The 17018-nt window shown below is 56.5% G+C and carries 15 protein-coding genes and 1 other annotated feature; of the genes, 7 read left to right on the top strand and 8 right to left on the bottom strand.

Annotated elements, in window-relative coordinates; genetic code table 11:
- Positions 1–92: 92 nt before the first annotated feature.
- Positions 93–851 (top strand): YciK family oxidoreductase, encoded by a 759-nt coding sequence (locus CRO87_RS01165; protein WP_097161094.1) that lies wholly within the window; start codon positions 93–95, stop codon positions 849–851.
- Positions 848–1438: a cob(I)yrinic acid a,c-diamide adenosyltransferase gene (gene cobO / locus CRO87_RS01170; protein WP_097161095.1), complete on the top strand. Its 591-nt coding sequence runs from the start codon at positions 848–850 to the stop codon at positions 1436–1438. The genes CRO87_RS01165 and cobO overlap by 4 nt, the downstream gene beginning before the upstream one ends.
- Here the strand turns inward: cobO and CRO87_RS01175 are convergent.
- The 7 genes from CRO87_RS01175 to rnm form a co-directional block, all read right to left on the bottom strand.
- Positions 1410–2384 (bottom strand): AraC family transcriptional regulator, encoded by a 975-nt coding sequence (locus CRO87_RS01175; protein WP_097161096.1) that lies wholly within the window; start codon positions 2382–2384, stop codon positions 1410–1412. The genes cobO and CRO87_RS01175 overlap by 29 nt on opposite strands.
- 24 nt (positions 2385–2408) lie before the next feature.
- Positions 2409–4760 (bottom strand): beta-glucosidase, encoded by a 2352-nt coding sequence (locus CRO87_RS01180; RefSeq protein ID WP_097161097.1) that lies wholly within the window; start codon positions 4758–4760, stop codon positions 2409–2411.
- Between the two features lie 18 nt (positions 4761–4778).
- On the bottom strand, positions 4779–6140 hold the full coding sequence (locus tag CRO87_RS01185; protein WP_097161098.1) for an MFS transporter: 1362 nt from the start codon (positions 6138–6140) through the stop codon (positions 4779–4781).
- 173 nt (positions 6141–6313) lie between these two features.
- Positions 6314–7213, bottom strand: a complete 900-nt coding sequence (gene rluB, locus CRO87_RS01190) for a 23S rRNA pseudouridine(2605) synthase RluB (protein ID WP_097161099.1) — start codon at positions 7211–7213, stop codon at positions 6314–6316.
- A gap of 245 nt (positions 7214–7458) precedes the next feature.
- On the bottom strand, positions 7459–7986 hold the full coding sequence (locus CRO87_RS01195; protein WP_097161100.1) for a DUF4136 domain-containing protein: 528 nt from the start codon (positions 7984–7986) through the stop codon (positions 7459–7461).
- Between the two features lie 172 nt (positions 7987–8158).
- The gene (locus tag CRO87_RS01200; protein WP_097161101.1) at positions 8159–8779 is read right to left on the bottom strand and encodes an L-threonylcarbamoyladenylate synthase; all 621 of its coding nucleotides are present in this window, start codon (positions 8777–8779) and stop codon (positions 8159–8161) included.
- On the bottom strand, positions 8776–9654 hold the full coding sequence (gene rnm, locus CRO87_RS01205; protein WP_097161102.1) for an RNase AM: 879 nt from the start codon (positions 9652–9654) through the stop codon (positions 8776–8778). The genes CRO87_RS01200 and rnm overlap by 4 nt, the downstream gene beginning before the upstream one ends.
- Before the next feature lie 173 nt (positions 9655–9827).
- Positions 9828–9922 (top strand) — a sequence feature (Trp leader region).
- A gap of 32 nt (positions 9923–9954) precedes the next feature.
- On the opposite strand from rnm, the gene CRO87_RS01210 reads away from it, so the two are divergent.
- Genes CRO87_RS01210 through trpA form a run of 5 tightly spaced genes read left to right on the top strand, consistent with a single transcriptional unit; the run spans position 9955 to position 16487 of the window.
- A complete protein-coding gene (locus CRO87_RS01210) occupies positions 9955–11517 on the top strand; it encodes an anthranilate synthase component 1 (RefSeq protein WP_097161103.1) in 1563 nt (520 codons plus the stop codon).
- Positions 11517–13112, top strand: coding sequence for a bifunctional anthranilate synthase glutamate amidotransferase component TrpG/anthranilate phosphoribosyltransferase TrpD (gene trpD, locus CRO87_RS01215; protein WP_097161104.1), 1596 nt, complete (start codon positions 11517–11519; stop codon positions 13110–13112). Before CRO87_RS01210 ends, trpD begins: the two co-directional genes overlap by 1 nt.
- A gap of 3 nt (positions 13113–13115) precedes the next feature.
- The gene (gene trpCF / locus CRO87_RS01220) at positions 13116–14474 is read left to right on the top strand and encodes a bifunctional indole-3-glycerol-phosphate synthase TrpC/phosphoribosylanthranilate isomerase TrpF (protein ID WP_097161105.1); all 1359 of its coding nucleotides are present in this window, start codon (positions 13116–13118) and stop codon (positions 14472–14474) included.
- A 10-nt stretch (positions 14475–14484) separates the two neighbouring features.
- Positions 14485–15678 (top strand): tryptophan synthase subunit beta, encoded by a 1194-nt coding sequence (gene trpB / locus CRO87_RS01225; RefSeq protein ID WP_097161106.1) that lies wholly within the window; start codon positions 14485–14487, stop codon positions 15676–15678.
- Entirely contained in the window at positions 15678–16487 is an 810-nt protein-coding gene (trpA, locus tag CRO87_RS01230) for a tryptophan synthase subunit alpha (protein WP_097161107.1), read from the top strand. The genes trpB and trpA overlap by 1 nt, the downstream gene beginning before the upstream one ends.
- 16 nt (positions 16488–16503) lie before the next feature.
- Here trpA and CRO87_RS01235 read toward each other — a convergent pair whose 3' ends face one another.
- The gene (locus tag CRO87_RS01235; protein WP_097161108.1) at positions 16504–16974 is read right to left on the bottom strand and encodes a MarR family winged helix-turn-helix transcriptional regulator; all 471 of its coding nucleotides are present in this window, start codon (positions 16972–16974) and stop codon (positions 16504–16506) included.
- Positions 16975–17018: the final 44 nt, after the last annotated feature.

The raw sequence follows: 17018 nt of genomic DNA on the forward strand, positions 1-17018 counted from the left end.
AATAGCCCGCCGTTTAGGGCATAAAGCCGAAAAGCGAACAAATTTAAGCAGAACAGACACGTGGCGCGGGCAAGCGCCACAGGAGAGAGGCCGTGCACTATCAGCCACAACGTGATTTGCTACAAAATCGCATCATTCTTGTTACCGGTGCCAGCGATGGCATCGGTCGCGAAGCCGCCCTGACCTACGCCCGCTATGGCGCAAACGTCATTCTGTCGGGGCGCAATGAAGAAAAACTGCGGGCCGTTGCCCGGCAGATTGAGCAGGAGAGCGGGATACTGCCGCCGTGGTTTGCTCTCGACCTGCTCACCTGCACGCCAAAGGCCTGCCAGCAGCTGGCGCAGCAGATTGCCATTCACTACCCACGGCTCGACGGCGTGCTGCACAACGCCGGGCTGTTAGGCGACGTGGTGCCGATGGCTCAGCAGAAACTCGACGTCTGGCAGGATGTCATGCAGGTGAACGTCAATGGCACCTTTATGCTGACCCAGGCATTGCTTCCTTTATTACTCAGGTCCGATTCAGGCTCCCTGGTCTTCACCTCCTCGAGCGTCGGGCAGCAGGGCCGGGCCAACTGGGGAGCCTATGCGGTGTCGAAATTCGCCACCGAAGGCATGATGCAGGTGCTGGCGGAAGAGTATCAGGGTCAGCTGCGCGTCAACTGCATCAACCCGGGCGGGACGCGCACTGGCATGCGCGCCAGCGCCTTCCCGACAGAAGATCCGCTGAAGCTGAAAACCCCTGCCGACATTATGCCGCTCTATCTGTGGCTGATGGGCGACGACAGCCGTCGCAAAACCGGAATGACTTTCGACGCCCAGCCGGGCCGCAAACCAGGAATTTCCCAATGAGTGAAGAAAGGCACCGCGAGCGCCAGCAGCGGCTCAAAGAGAAAGTCGACGCCCGCATTAACGAGGCACAGGAGGAGCGCGGCATCCTGCTGGTTCTTACCGGCAACGGCAAAGGGAAAACCACTGCGGCGTTTGGCACCGCTACCCGCGCCGTTGGGCACGGTAAAAAAGTGGGCGTGATCCAGTTTATCAAGGGCGAATGGCCAAACGGCGAACGTAACCTGTTAGAACCGCACGGCGTAGAATTTCAGGTCATGGCGACAGGTTTTACCTGGGATACTCAGGACAAATCGGGCGATACCGCCGCCTGCCTGGCCGTCTGGCAACATGCCAGGCGCATGATGGCCGATGAGAGTCTGGACCTGGTGATCCTCGATGAACTCACCTACATGGTGGCGTACGATTACCTGCCGCTGGAAGAGGTGCTGACAGCGCTGGAACAGCGTCCTGGCTCCCAGACGGTGATCATCACCGGGCGAGGCTGCCACAGGGATATTCTGGAGATGGCGGACACGGTAAGCGAACTGCGTCCAGTGAAGCACGCCTTTGACGCGGGCATTAAAGCGCAGATCGGTATCGATTACTGAGTGCCAGAAGTTCAATAAGTTTTGGGTTCAGCGGCAGACACAGACAGTCCTCTCCCGGCGCAAGCTCCGCGTCGGGACTATTTTGCCTCGAGAAATAGCATTTTCGGTACTCCGTTGGCGTCAGCCCGCAGTATTTGTTGAAAGCGGCGATCAGGTATTTGTGCTCCTGAAATCCGCAGCTGTGGCTTATTTCAGTAATCGGAATTCGGGTATCGCGCAGCAGCGTTCGGGCCTTATTCAGCCGAACCAGCGTCAGATATTCTTTGAAGTTGTAGCGGCTGACCTTCTTGAACAGCCGTGAAAACCACGAATAGCTCATGCCGCTGTGGCTGGCAACCTCGCTCAGGCTCAGCGGCTGATCAAAGTGTTGATTAATAAAGTCAATTCCCTTCTTTATCATTGCTTCTTCACGCAATGAGCTCTCTGCCCGCTGGTCGGGCTCGCCGGCCTCGGTCAGGGCATCAAGCAGCATATAGGTTGCGGCAATGCGTTTGAACGGGGCGTGGTGCTCGACAAGCGTTGTCAACAAATGCGTCAGCCGTTGCATCACCTGTCGATGATTTTCATCCACCGCCCTGCCCTGGGTGCACCAGTTCAGGCCAGGAATGGGATGAAGTTCATCGAAGAGGCCCGGGGAGAACTGCACGGTGACGAGCGAGCTGCCCTCGACTTCCGCCCTCAGGGAATGGACTTCTTCTGCATTTATGTACAGCATATCTCCCTGAGCCAACTCCACGCTACGCTGACCCAACGCCAGTGAAAAACAGCCGTTGAGCACCGTAATCAACTCCGGCGCAGGATGCCAATGTGGCTCACAGTAGCGCACCTGGGCTGCGAACACATTCAGCTTCTCGGCGTCAAAAGCGATCAGCTCATAGCCACTGTTATGAGCCTGCCGCGCGACATCCGGGTTCTGGCGCGGGTGAGTCAGGGAAAAAGGAAACACACATTATCTCCTGTGAAACAGGGGCTATTCGCCCCCGGTAAGCACCGTATTCAGTTCTTCGCGGGTGATATCCAGCGAGAGAAATTCGGTCAGGGCTATCAGCAACCCACAGAACAAGTCTGGCGCAAGACGAATGAGCTTCTCACGAATCTGTTCCGGACTCAGCGGACTTTTGCTGGCAATCAGCGCCACCACCCGGGCGAAAGCCTCCGGCTGCTGAATAAGCTGCTGCAGTGAATTGTCATCCCGCAGCGGTACAAAACGTTCAGGGCACACGACCTCAAGGGGAGACTCAAGCTCAATGTGACGGGAAGATCCCCCCAGGCGGATTTGCCATTGGCCCGGCGTCACCACCCACGCTTTTAGTCCAGGGTGATAACAGGCAAGTTCGGCAACGGGCAGTGACAGCGACACCCGTCGGGTTTCACCCACCTCAAGGCCAACTTTGCAGAACGCCTTCAGCGCCTGCTCTTCGCGGATAAGCTCGCCCTTAGGTGCGCTGACATACAGCTGAACCACCTCTTTTCCTGCACGCTCGCCGATGTTGGTCAGTTCAAACGATACGGTGACAGTATCCGCCTCACCCACCTCAGACGCTGAAAGCGCAAGATTGCTCCAGGCAAATCGCGTATAGCTTAAGCCAAAACCAAACGGGAACAACGGCGTCATGCGGCGTTTATCGTAATAGCGATAGCCGACGAACAGCCCTTCGCTATAGGCGTGTCGCAGGTTCTCACCAGGATAATGCAGCCAGGCGGGCGTTTCCTCCAGCGAATTCGGAACCGTCACCGTCAGCTTGCCACTCGGGTTACGTTTGCCAAATAAAATATCCGCCACCGCTCGTCCCATTCCCTGCCCGGCAAAGAAAGTCTCGAGCAACGCTTTACAGTGTGGCAGCCACGGCATTACAACCGCATCACTGTTGGCCAGCACAACCACCACATTCGGCTGTACCGCCGAAACCTCCCGGATAAGGCGTTCGTGCGTCGCCAGAATGTTCAGATCCTGGCGATCCCCGTTCTCACCGTCTTCACCCACGGCGGTGCTGACAAAAACTATTGCCACATCAGCCTGGCTTGCCACTTCTCGTGCCTGCGCAAGGGCCCGTTCATCGCTCTGCATATCATCGGGTGCCCCTATGGCCCAGGTGACGGTGAAATCATCCCCGGCCTGATCAAAGATCTCATCCAGTGGACGATCCAGCAAATACGGCACGGTCGTCGCACAGCCTGAGCCCTGAATTACCGGCTCCTGAGCGGGTTTACCCAGCACCGCGATGTTCGGTGTTTTCGCCGCGCTGAGCGGCAGGAGATCGGCTTCATTCTTCAGCAGCACAATAGATTCCGCCGCCAGGTGCTGCGCCAGCGTGTGATGTGCTGCGAAATCGGCCTGCGTGCCTGGACGGCGATGACGCTGTACTTTCTCCAGCAGTTCAAGCATGCGCAGGCAGGCGGTATCTACCACTGCCATCGGCACCTCTTTGGACCTGATGGCCGACAGCAAAGTTTGCTTATCGCGGCGGGTCTCCGGCATCGCGAGATCGTTGCCTGCCATCAGCGAGGCCGGGCGATCCTTTATGCCGTACCAGTCAGACATCACCAGCCCGTCATAGCCCCATTCATCACGCAATACCTGCGTAAGCAGGAACGGATCCTGCGAAGTCTGAACGCCGTTGAGGCGATTGTAGGAAGACATCACGGTCCAGGGATGAGACTTGTCGATAGCCCGCCTGAAACCGGCAAGATAGATTTCCCGCAGCGCGCGCTCTTCGACGATGGAATCCATCTCAGTGCGGCGATACTCAGAGTTGTTGGCGGCGAAGTGCTTCAGGCTTGCGCCAACCCCTTCCTGCTGCAAACCGTTAATCAGCGCGGCGGCGATTTCCCCACTGACTACCGGATCTTCGGCGTAATACTCATATCCACGTCCGGCAAGCGGGGTGCGACGAATGTTAATGCCGGGACCCAGCAGGATACCCACACCCATATGCTGACATTCCCTGCCAAGAGCCTGACCCATCTGCTGCACCAGGTTGATGTCCCAGCTGCAGGCCAGCGTCGAGCCGTTTGGAAAACAGGTGGCCGGAAGCGAGGTGCTGAACAGGGCTTCACTCCCGCCTTTCGCAGCAGGCTCTTCCCCGTTAGCTTTATCGGCCGTCTGCGTGATAACGGAAATAAAATCGTCCATGCTCCATTTCTCACTGCCGTCGATTTGAGCGCTGCTGTAGCGCACCCCGTAGGTGCCATCAGTCATGACGATCCCATCAATCCCGTGCTGCGGCAAAGACGCCGTTCGCCACAGGCCGCTGCCGGTCAGAAGATCCACTTTCTCTTCAGCGGTCATGGCGGCGATAATGCGGATAAATTCACTTTTCATTTTCTCTGACTCCCTGAGTTACAGCGCATTCTGCTTACGCAGGCTAATTTTTTGCACGATATCGCGATAGGTTTTTTCATCCAGCGAGTAGCAGGCTACAAATATTGCACTCAATGCAAACATGCCACCTGGGAATAATGTCATCAGAAGATTGATACCCTCAATTGCGCTGGCGGTAATATTTCCCGCATCGTAATGATAATAATCAAGCATCCATCCTGCACAGCCGCCACCAATCGCCATCGCTATTTTTGTGATGAAATTAAAGAACCCATATATCGCGCCTTCAGTACGCACGCCGTGATGCCACTCAGCATATTCCACGGTATCGGCAATCATCGACCACATCGCGACAAACCCCATGCCTAAAGTAATACTGTAGAGGCACACGCCAGTCATAATTAACCAGATGTTATTGCCAGCAATAAAGTATTGCATCAACACCCCCAGCACGCCGATAAGCAATGCCAGCAGGGTCATTCTCTTTTTACCCATCAGGGCGATAATTTTTTGCGAAATCACCGTGCCAATGATGTAGGCCGCAGACTGAATCATAAAGAAAGTCGCGGTAAATCCTTCACTGCCGATGATGTACTTGATGAAATAGATAGCAATCGCCATCCACACGGTATAGGCGATATAAAAGAAAATGGTAAACATTGAGAGATTAATCAGAGGTGCATTACCAATCACCGCGCGCAGCATTTCACGCAGCGTCGGCGCTGGCATCTCCTCTTCTTCTCCCACCCGCTCCCGGGTCATGCCAAAGCAGGCAAGAAACAGGAACGTAGCCAGCAGTGCAAAACAGGAGACGGCAAACACATAGCCCAGCTGTTTGTCATTGAAAGGTGAAATCAGCAGGTCGGCGGTGGTAGAGACAATCAGATAGCCAACAATTGCCAGCACAAAGCGATAGACCGAAAGCGATGAACGCGAGGCTTCATGCTGCGTCAGGCGGTTGGTCAACGCAGAATAGGGGGTATTCACTGCGGTGTAAGCCAGGCAATAGAGAGTATAAGAGAAGAGCGCGAAATAGAATTTCGCTTCGCCGCCAAAGGGAACAAAACATAAAACCGTTAAAAAGCCCAGTGGGATTGAGCCATATAATAACCAGGGGCGTAGTTTCCCGTAACGGCTGTGGGTTTTATCAATCGCAAAACCAAGCAGGATATTAAAAACAGCATCGACAACCCGGGCAATAACAAATATCAGACTTGCCTGCACCGCACTGATGCCATAAATATTGGTGTAGAAGAACAATAAAAAAAGAGAGACAAAACCAAAAGACAAGTTAGAGGCAAAATCGCCAAAGCCATAACCTATTTTTTCTTTGACGCCGATGACGACATAGCTTTCCGATAATTTATGAGTTGCATCCATTTTCCGCTACCTGTTTGGATAATCAATACAGACAGTATATGGCGCTGGCGAATGCACGACTTTGCATTATTTGTCCGGGCATTTCCTGTTTTTTGTCTTTATGCAGAAGTGTGAAAAACATCACATCATGGGGAAAGAAAAATCCGGCGAATGCTCGCCGGATTATCGAAATACTAGCCCTGGCCGTTGTTGCGGCTGCTGGAGCGACGTGCCCCACCGCTTTTGGCGGGCTTACCGCTCACCTGAGTGTGACGCTTCACCGCGCGACGAATCTGATTCGCCTTCATGCGACGACGATCTTTCTCAACGGCCACTTTGGATTCAGTTTCTGGTTTCAGTTCTACCAGTTCACGCAGGTAGTTGGTCTGCGCCAGATCCAGTTCAGTGTAACCCCCGCGCGGCAGGCCTTTTGGCAGTGGGATATCGCCATAGCGAACGCGAATCAGACGGCTCACCTGCACGCCTACCGCTTCCCACAGACGACGCACTTCACGGTTACGGCCTTCGGTCAGGGTCACGTTGTACCACTGGTTGATGCCTTCCCCGCCGGTAAACTTGATGGTTTTGAACGCCGCCGGGCCATCTTCCAGCTGCACGCCACGCGAGAGCTGTTTCACTTTGTTGTCGTCTACTTCGCCAAACACGCGCACGGCGTATTCACGCTCAACTTCGCGGCTCGGGTGCATCAGACGGTTTGCCAGTTCGCCATCGGTGGTGAACAGCAGTAAACCGCAGGTGTTCACGTCCAGACGCCCAACGGCAATCCAGCGTGCGCCACGCAGTTTTGGCAGACGATCAAACACCGTTGGACGCCCTTCCGGGTCGCTGCGGGTACAGAGTTCGCCTTCCGGCTTGTAGTACGCCAGCACGCGGCAAATCTGCTCCACGGACTCTTTAACGGAGATCAGGTGTCCGTCGATACGAATTTTAAGGCCCGGGATCACTTCAACGCGATCGCCCAGTGTGGCAACTTTGCCATCAACACTGACGCGACCAGCCTGAATCATGGTTTCGATTTCACGGCGGGAGCCGTGGCCGGCGCGGGCCAGCACTTTCTGTAATTTCTCGCTCATCGAGCTTCCTTAAGGTGTCGCCTTCCCAGGCGTCTGATATATATGCAAAATCAACACGTTAGCAGAGGCATAACCTGTCGACATAGTGATTCTTGCGCCGTCAGCGGCATGCTTTCAACCCGCCCGGCGCTGCGTGACCGCACATCTTACATGAATTTTAGGTGAAAAGGTTCATCTCATTAACGCCGTAAACCCGTGCAGCACGCTGACAGCACATCTTTAAACCGTCAGCGCACACAATTGGGCTATTTTCCTGCCGTCCAGGGGTACTGCGCAAACATCTGCATAACCGCCTGGTTGAGCTTGTCCGCGCTCAGCGCCTCTCCGGAAGAGGGAATAGTTCCAGTAGCAGTCCCGCGCCACGCCAGCTGCTTTTTCTTACTATCCACCACATCGACCGTCAGCGTTCCTTCGTTCGTCGTCCAGACGGTCTGATCGTAACCCATCCAGCCTCCATAACCGCCCCAGCCAATCAGTGAAGGCGACCCCTCCACGTGGGTCTGCTGCTGCGTTTTGGTGCTGATGTACACCAGAAGGTCGGCATTATTATTTTGACGGTAGCCGCGATTTTCCAGCTGCTGAGCAATGTCCGTCCTCAGCGTTTTTTCCGTCAGCGTCAGGTAGGTTTGTGGTGATTTTTCAGCAAATGCGTAAGTTCGGTACTGGGCACTGTTTACGGTTTTATCGTAGTCGCTGTGAACAGTAGCCTGACTTGCGCATCCGGCGAGAGCGAGCGCAACGCTCAGAGTGGCGAAAGAGGAGATCGGGCGCATAAAGTATCCTTATCAAACAGTACGTTCAGGGGTGATATCCCTAAGCGGGACGTTACTGTCAATGATAGACAACAGGACTACAGACAAGGGCCTTATTCGGCATTATTTGCGTTTTACTAAAGACTTAATGCAGGGGAAATCAGGGAACAGCCTGCCGCTGTTCCCCTCGGCGTTACAGGAATGGCTTCACATCGCCCACGCCTTCGCGCAGCACCACCGGGGAATCCTCGGTAATGTCGATAACCGTGGTCGGCTGCTGGCCGAGGTAGCCGCCGTGAATGATCAAATCGACCTGCTTCTCCAAACGGTCTTTGATCTCTTCCGGGTCGGACTCGGTAAACTCGCTGCCAGGCAGCATCAGAGAAGTCGACAGCATTGGCTCACCGAGCGCTTCCAGCAGCATCTGCGCAATCGGGTTCGACGGCACGCGCATGCCGATGGTTTTACGCTTTTCCTGCAGCAGGCGACGCGGCACTTCTTTCGTGCCTTTGAGGATAAACGTGTAGTTACCCGGCGTGTTGTTTTTGATCAGTCTGAATGCCACGTTGTCCACGTAGGCATACGTCGACAGCTCAGAGAGGTCACGACACATCAGGGTGAAGTTGTGACCATCGGGCAGCTGACGAATGCGGCAGATCCGCTCCATCGCGCCTTTATCTTCAATTTTGCAGCCCAGCGCATAGCCGGAATCGGTGGGATAGACGATCACGCCACCTTTACGCACGATTTCCACCGCCTGATTAATCAGGCGCGCCTGCGGGTTGTCCGGATGGACATAAAAAAACTGACTCATACTTCCTCTCGTTTATCCTGGGGCTGTTCCCAACTCTGCCACACGCCTTCCACGCCGGCGGGAAGCCACAGCTTCCGGCCAAGCTCGATCCACGGGCAAGGCTGATGAAAATCAGAACCCTGTGACGCCAGTAATCCATACTGACGCGCATAGGTGGCGAGCTGCGAGCGCTCGTGGGGGGCCTGCTGGCACTGGGCAACTTCCATGGCGTCGCCGCCGCATTCACTAAAGAAGGCCAACAGCCGTTTCAGCCACTTGGCGGAGAGCTGATAACGCCCCGGATGGGCGATCACCGCTTTGCCACCAGAATGGTGAATCACATCAACAGCTTGATCTATTGTACACCACTGTGGCGGAACGTATCCGGTTTTACCGCGGGCGAGATATTTTTTAAAAACGTCGTTGAAGTTCGTGGCTTTCCCCGCCTCAACCAGAAAACGCGCGAAATGGCCGCGCGTAACCACTCCGCCGTCGGCAAAGGCCAGTGCGCCTTCCCATGCGCCAGGAATTTGTGCTTTTTCCAGCCGTTCAGCAATGAGCATCGCGCGCTGCTGACGACGTTCGGTCTGCTGCGCCAAAAACGCTGTCATCACCGGATGCTCAATATCAATATTAAGGCCAACAATGTGGATCTCGTGGTTTTCCCAGACGGTCGAAATTTCCACGCCTGAAATCAGATTCAACGGCAACCCGGCGCGGGCAATCTCTGCTCTTGCGGCAGGAATGGCGGCAACGGTGTCGTGATCGGTTATCGCAAGTGTACCCACGCGCATTTCCAGTGCACGGTGCACCAGTTCCTCGGGCGTCAGACGGCCGTCAGAGGCGGTGGTATGGCTGTGCAGATCGTATATCGTGGCGTACGAATGGTCGGTCAAAATCGCTCCGGTAATCAGTTGTCACTTACGTTTTCGCTTAATGCGGCGCCCATCATAGCCGTTGTGCATCAATTTCTGAAATCGGGGGTTGACTTTACCCCATTGAACTAGTTAACTAGTACGCAAGTTCACACTCCGAGGTATCTGCGATGACCCACTTTACCGTTACTTTTCACAGCTGGTGGCGTACAACCTGATAACGGGCTGTACGATCGCGTCTGCATAAGACCAACAGATACCAGGCCCGCCAGTAAGCGGGCTTTTTTATGAACCACAGATAACAGATTGAGCGAGAAAAGAATGCAAACCTCAAAACCGACACTCGAGCTTCTGACCACTGATGCTATCTACCGCGAAAACCCGACGGCGCTGTTTCATCAGCTGTGCGGCGCGCGTCCAGCAACGCTGCTGCTGGAATCCGCAGATATCGACAGTAAAGATGATTTAAAGAGCCTGCTGTTAGTCGACAGCGCGCTGCGCATTACCGCTTTAGGTGACACTGTCACTATTCAGGCACTGTCTGATAACGGTGCTGCCCTGCTGGATCTCCTCGATGGCGCCCTGCCCGCAGGCATTGAGAACCAGCGCCAGCCTAACGGGCGTGTTCTTCACTTCCCTGCGGTAAGTACCCTGCTGGATGAAGATGCGCGTCTGTGCTCTCTGTCCGTTTTCGATGCTTTCCGCCTGCTGCAAACCCTGGTCTGCGTGCCGGAAGCGGAACGAGAAGCGATGTTCTTCGGCGGCCTGTTCGCCTATGACCTGGTCGCAGGTTTCGAAGATTTGCCGCAGCTGGAAAGCGACACCGCCTGCCCTGACTACTGCTTCTACCTGGCCGAAACGCTGCTGGTCATCGACCACCAGACTAAATCTTCCCGCATTCAGGCGAGCCTGTTCACGCCGCTGGAATCAGAAAAACAGCGTCTGACGCAGCGCCTCGCGCAGATTCGCCAGCAGATGAACGAGCCACCAATGCCGTTGCCTGTCACCAAAGTGGAAAAAATGCACACTGAGGTGAATCAGAGCGACGACGAGTACGGTGCTGTAGTGCGCAAAATGCAGCGCGCCATTCGCGCCGGGGAGATTTTCCAGGTGGTGCCTTCCCGCCGCTTCTCGCTGCCTTGCCCTTCTCCGCTGGCGGCCTACGACGTGCTGAAGAAGAGCAACCCAAGCCCATACATGTTCTTTATGCAGGATAACGACTTCAGCCTGTTCGGCGCCTCGCCTGAAAGCTCACTGAAGTACGATGCCAGCAACCGCCAGATTGAAATCTACCCGATTGCTGGCACGCGCCCACGCGGTCGCCGTGCGGACGGTTCGCTGGATCGCGACCTCGACAGCCGCATCGAACTGGAAATGCGCACCGATCAGAAAGAGATGTCAGAGCACCTGATGCTGGTCGACCTGGCGCGTAACGATCTGGCGCGCATCTGCACGCCGGGCAGCCGCTACGTGGCAGACCTCACCAAAGTTGATCGCTACTCCTTCGTAATGCACTTAGTTTCCCGCGTGGTTGGCGAGCTGCGTAAGGATCTGGATGTGCTGCACGCCTACCGCGCCTGCATGAATATGGGCACGCTGAGCGGCGCGCCAAAAGTTCGTGCGATGCAGCTGATTGCCGCCGCGGAAGGCAAACGTCGCGGCAGCTACGGCGGCGCGGTCGGCTACTTCACCGCTCACGGCGACCTCGACACCTGCATTGTGATTCGCTCCGCCTTTGTTGAAAACGGCACTGCCACCGTTCAGGCCGGTGCTGGCGTGGTGCTCGACTCAGTACCGCAATCCGAAGCCGATGAAACCCGTAATAAAGCTCGCGCGGTGCTGCGCGCCATTGCTCAGGCCCACCACGCAGAGGAGATTTTCTGATGGCTGACATTCTGCTGCTCGACAATATTGATTCCTTTACCTACAACCTGGCCGATCAGCTGCGCGCCAGCGGGCATAACGTGGTCATCTACCGCAACCATGTTCCGGCGCAGACGCTGATTGAGCGACTGGCCACCATGGACAACCCGGTGCTGATGCTCTCCCCGGGCCCAGGCGCACCGTCCGAAGCAGGCTGCATGCCAGAGCTGCTGACCCGCATGCGCGGCAAGCTGCCGATTATCGGTATCTGCCTCGGTCACCAGGCGATTGTTGAAGCCTACGGCGGTTACGTCGGCCAGGCGGGCGAAATCCTGCACGGCAAGGCCTCGAGCATTGAGCACGACGGCCAGGCGATGTTTGCCGGTATGGCGAACCCGTTACCGGTGGCGCGCTATCACTCGCTGGTCGGCAGTAATATTCCGGCCGGCCTGACGGTAAACGCCAGCTTCAACGGGATGGTCATGGCAGTGCGTCACGATGCCGATCGCGTCGTGGGCTTCCAGTTCCACCCGGAATCCATCCTGACCAGCCACGGCGCACGCCTGCTGGAACAGACCCTCGAATGGGCGCTGAAAAAACTGGAACCGGCCAATCTGCTACAGCCGATCCTGGAAAAGCTGTATCAGGCGCAGACCCTGACCCAGCAGGAAAGCCACCAACTGTTCTCTGCGGTGGTGCGCGGCGAAGTGAAGCCAGAACAGCTGGCCGCGGCGTTGGTGAGCATGAAAGTACGTGGCGAACAGCCGCAGGAAATTGCCGGGGCCGCCACCGCGCTGCTGGAAAACGCCGCGCCGTTCCCGCGCCCTGAATACACATTTGCCGATATCGTCGGCACCGGCGGCGACGGCAGCAACAGCATTAATATTTCTACTGCCAGCGCCTTTGTGGCCGCCGCCTGTGGAATGAAAATAGCCAAACACGGTAACCGCAGCGTATCGAGCAAGTCCGGCTCTTCTGATTTGCTGGCCGCTTTCGGTATCAATCTCGATATGAACGCCGACAAATCGCGCGAAGCGCTGGACGAACTGGGCGTCTGCTTCCTGTTCGCACCGAAATACCACACCGGGTTCCGCCACGCGATGCCGGTTCGTCAGCAGCTGAAAACCCGCACGCTGTTCAACGTGCTGGGGCCGCTGATCAACCCGGCGCACCCGCCGCTGGCGCTGATTGGCGTTTACAGCCCGGAATTAGTGCTGCCGATTGCCGAAACGCTGCGCGTGCTGGGTTATCAGCGTGCCGCCGTGGTGCACAGCGGCGGGATGGATGAAGTTTCCCTGCATGCGCCAACCGTGGTTGCGGAGCTGAAAGACGGTGAAATTCACAGCTATCAGCTGAACGCCGAAGACTTCGGCCTGACGCCGTATCGTCAGGAACAGCTGGCGGGCGGCACGCCGGAAGAAAACCGTGACATTCTTACGCGCTTGCTACAAGGTAAAGGTGATACCGCCCACGAGGCCGCCGTCTCCGCCAACGTCGCCATGCTGATGCGCCTTCACGGCCATGAAGATTTGAAAGCCAACGTGCAACAGGTACTGGAAGTTCTGCACAGTGGTGCAGCCTACGATCGCGTGACCGCATTAGCGGCAAGAGGATAAGAAATGCAGACCGTTTTAGCCCAGATTGTTGCCGATAAGCGTCTGTGGGTCGAAGCCCGCAAGGAGCAGCAACCGTTAGCCAGTTTCCAGAACGATGTACAGCCAAGCAAGCGCCACTTCTATGATGCTTTGCAGGGCGCGCGCACCGCTTTCATTCTGGAATGCAAAAAAGCCTCTCCGTCCAAAGGCGTTATTCGTGATGATTTCGACCCGGCGCGCATCGCCGGGGTGTACAAACACTATGCGTCCGCCATTTCCGTGCTGACGGACGAGAAATATTTCCAGGGCAGCTTCGACTTTCTGCCCATCGTCAGCCAGATCGCGCCGCAGCCGATTCTGTGCAAAGACTTTATCGTCGAGCCCTATCAGATTTACCTGGCCCGCTACTACCAGGCCGACGCCTGCCTGCTGATGCTCTCCGTGCTGAACGATGAAGAGTATCGCCAGCTTTCAGCCGTGGCGCACAGCCTGAGCATGGGCGTGCTGACCGAAGTGAGCAATGAAGAAGAGCTGGAGCGCGCCATTGCGCTCGGCGCAAAAGTCGTCGGCATCAACAACCGTGACCTGCGCGACCTTTCCATCGACCTTAACCGCACCCGCCAGCTGGCGCCGCGTTTAGGCGCAGGTGTAACGGTGATCAGTGAATCCGGCATCAATACCTACGGTCAGGTACGTGAATTAAGCCATTTCGCCAACGGGTTCCTGATTGGTTCCGCCATGATGGCTTACGACGACCTCAATGCCGCCGTACGCCGCGTGCTGTTCGGTGAGAATAAAGTGTGCGGGCTGACCCGCGCTCAGGACGCCCAGGCAGCATTCGAAGCCGGGGCCGTTCATGGCGGGCTGATTTTTGTGTCTTCCTCGCCACGCTGCGTCAACGAGGCGCAGGCCCGCGACGTCATCGACAGCGCGCCGCTGAGCTACGTCGGCGTCTTCCGTGATGCCGAAATGGCGGATATCTCCGCCAAAGTGGAAAGCCTTGGCCTGGCGGCCGTTCAGCTGCACGGCAATGAAGATCAGGCGTATATCGATGCCCTGCGTGCGGCCTTGCCTGAGAAAGTACAAATCTGGAAAGCGCTGAGCGTGAAAGAGACGCTGCCTGAACGCACGCTCAATCACGTCGACAAATACGTGCTCGACAACGGCCAGGGCGGCACCGGCCAGCGTTTCGACTGGTCGCTGCTCAACGGACAGGACTTAAGCAACGTCCTGCTGGCAGGTGGCCTTAGCCCGGATAATTGCGTGGAAGCGGCGAAAAGCGGCTGCGCGGGGCTCGATTTCAATTCAGGCGTAGAATCTGAACCGGGTATCAAAGACGCCAACAAACTGGCCTCGGTCTTTCAGACGCTGCGTGCATATTAAGGAAATGGACATGAAGACATTACTGAACCCCTATTTTGGCGAATTTGGCGGCATGTACGTCCCGCAAATTCTGATGCCTGCCCTGCGCCAGCTGGAAGAAGCTTTCGTCAGCGCGCAGAAAGATCCTGAGTTCCAGGCCCAGTTCACCGATTTACTGAAGAACTACGCTGGCCGCCCGACGGCGTTGACCAAATGCCAGAACCTGACCGCTGGCACCAAAACCACGCTGTACCTCAAGCGTGAAGACCTGCTGCACGGCGGCGCGCACAAAACTAACCAGGTACTTGGCCAGGCGCTGCTGGCGAAACGCATGGGCAAAACTGAAATCATCGCCGAAACCGGCGCGGGTCAGCACGGCGTGGCGTCTGCCCTGGCGAGCGCCCTGCTCGGCCTGAAATGCCGTATCTATATGGGCGCGAAAGACGTAGAGCGCCAGTCGCCAAACGTGTTCCGTATGCGCCTGATGGGCGCGGAAGTGATCCCGGTACACAGCGGCTCCGCCACGCTGAAAGACGCCTGTAACGAAGCGCTGCGCGACTGGTCCGGCAGCTACGAGACCGCGCACTATATGCTCGGCACCGCGGCAGGCCCGCACCCGTTCCCGACCATCGTGCGTGAATTCCAGCGCATGATCGGCGAAGAAACCAAAGTGCAGATTCAGGAAAAAGAAGGCCGTCTGCCGGATGCGGTTATCGCCTGCGTCGGCGGCGGTTCCAACGCCATCGGCATGTTTGCCGACTTTATTGATGAAACCACCGTCGGCCTGATTGGCGTTGAGCCTGCCGGGCACGGGATTGAGTCCGGTGAACATGGCGCACCGCTGAAGCACGGCCGCGTTGGCATCTATTTCGGCATGAAATCGCCGATGATGCAGACCGATGAAGGCCAGATTGAAGAATCTTACTCCATCTCTGCGGGTCTGGATTTCCCCTCTGTCGGGCCACAGCACGCATTTTTAAACAGCACCGGCCGCGCGGAGTATGTGTCGATAACCGACAACGAAGCGCTGGACGCCTTCAAAGCACTCTGCCTCCACGAAGGGATCATCCCGGCGCTGGAGTCCTCTCACGCCCTGGCACATGCGCTGAGAATGATGCGTGAAAACCCGGAAAAAGAGCAGCTTCTGGTGGTAAACCTCTCCGGTCGCGGCGATAAAGACATCTTCACCGTACATGACATCCTGAAAGCACGAGGGGAAATCTGATGGAACGCTATGACAACCTGTTTACTGAGCTGAAAAACCGCAAGGAAGGCGCGTTTGTTCCCTTCGTGACCCTGGGCGATCCGAACCCGGAACAGTCGCTGAAAATCATTGATACGCTGATTGAAGCGGGCGCCGACGCGCTGGAGCTGGGTATTCCGTTCTCCGATCCGCTGGCCGACGGCCCGACCATCCAGAGCGCCACGCTGCGTGCGTTTGCCTCCGGCGTCACCGTGGCCCAGTGTTTTGAAATGCTGGCGACGATTCGCCAGAAGCACCCGACCATTCCCATTGGCCTGCTGATGTACGCCAACCTGGTCTTCAGCCGCGGCATTGACCACTTCTACGCCGAATGCGAGCGCGTGGGCGTGGATTCTGTACTGGTCGCTGACGTCCCGGTGGAAGAGTCCGCCGAATTCCGTCAGGCGGCAATGCGCCATAACATCGCGCCGATCTTCATCTGCCCGCCAAACGCCGATGATGAACTGCTGCGCCAGATTGCCTCTCACGGTCGCGGTTACACCTACCTGCTTTCGCGTGCTGGCGTGACGGGAGCAGAAAACAAGGCTGCCCTTCCACTGCATCATCTGATTGAAAAACTGAGCGAATACAATGCCGCCCCGCCGCTTCAGGGCTTTGGTATTTCCGCGCCGGACCAGGTGACCGCCGCCATTGGCGCAGGTGCCGCTGGGGCGATCTCCGGCTCAGCCATCGTCAAAATTATTGAGAAGAACGTCGATAATCACCCGGCCATGCTGGCCGAGCTGAAAACCTTCGTGCAGAACATGAAAGCCGCGACCCGCAGCGCATAACTCGCCGCCGTCTGGCTTAGCGGTCAGACGGCGCTTTTCTCTTCACGCTTTCAGCGTATTGCCGCACCAGGCGAAAAAGAGCCTTCACATCCTGTTCCTGCCAGTCGGCAAAAATAGCATTCATCAGCCTCTGCCTTGCACCGTCAATAGCGGCCGTCAGCGCTTTGCCCTGTTCAGATAGCGTCACTTCGCTGATTCGCTTATCCCGCTCGGCAGGCTGCTTCTGCGCCAGCCCCTGCTCCTGTAATTTCTTCACCTGTCGGCTGACCGTGGTGTAGTCTCGCCCGAGACTTTCTGCCAGTTCCACCACGCCAACCGGGCCGTAGCGGCCAATCGCCACCAGCAGCGGAAAAAGCGCCTGATCCAGCTTCACACCTGCTGCCGTCAGCAGCGTTTCATCGCGCTTCGGCTGATTCATCACGCTCAGGACGTCTAACAGCGCGCCATGAAAATCGGTCACGTCATATTTATTATGTGCATCTTGCATGTATTTTCTCACTGGCGTAGAGTGGCCCCAATTAATTATGTGCA

It is taken from the genome of Enterobacter sp. CC120223-11, from assembly GCF_900215375.1.
In the GTDB taxonomy this organism is placed as follows: Bacteria; Pseudomonadota; Gammaproteobacteria; order Enterobacterales; family Enterobacteriaceae; genus Scandinavium.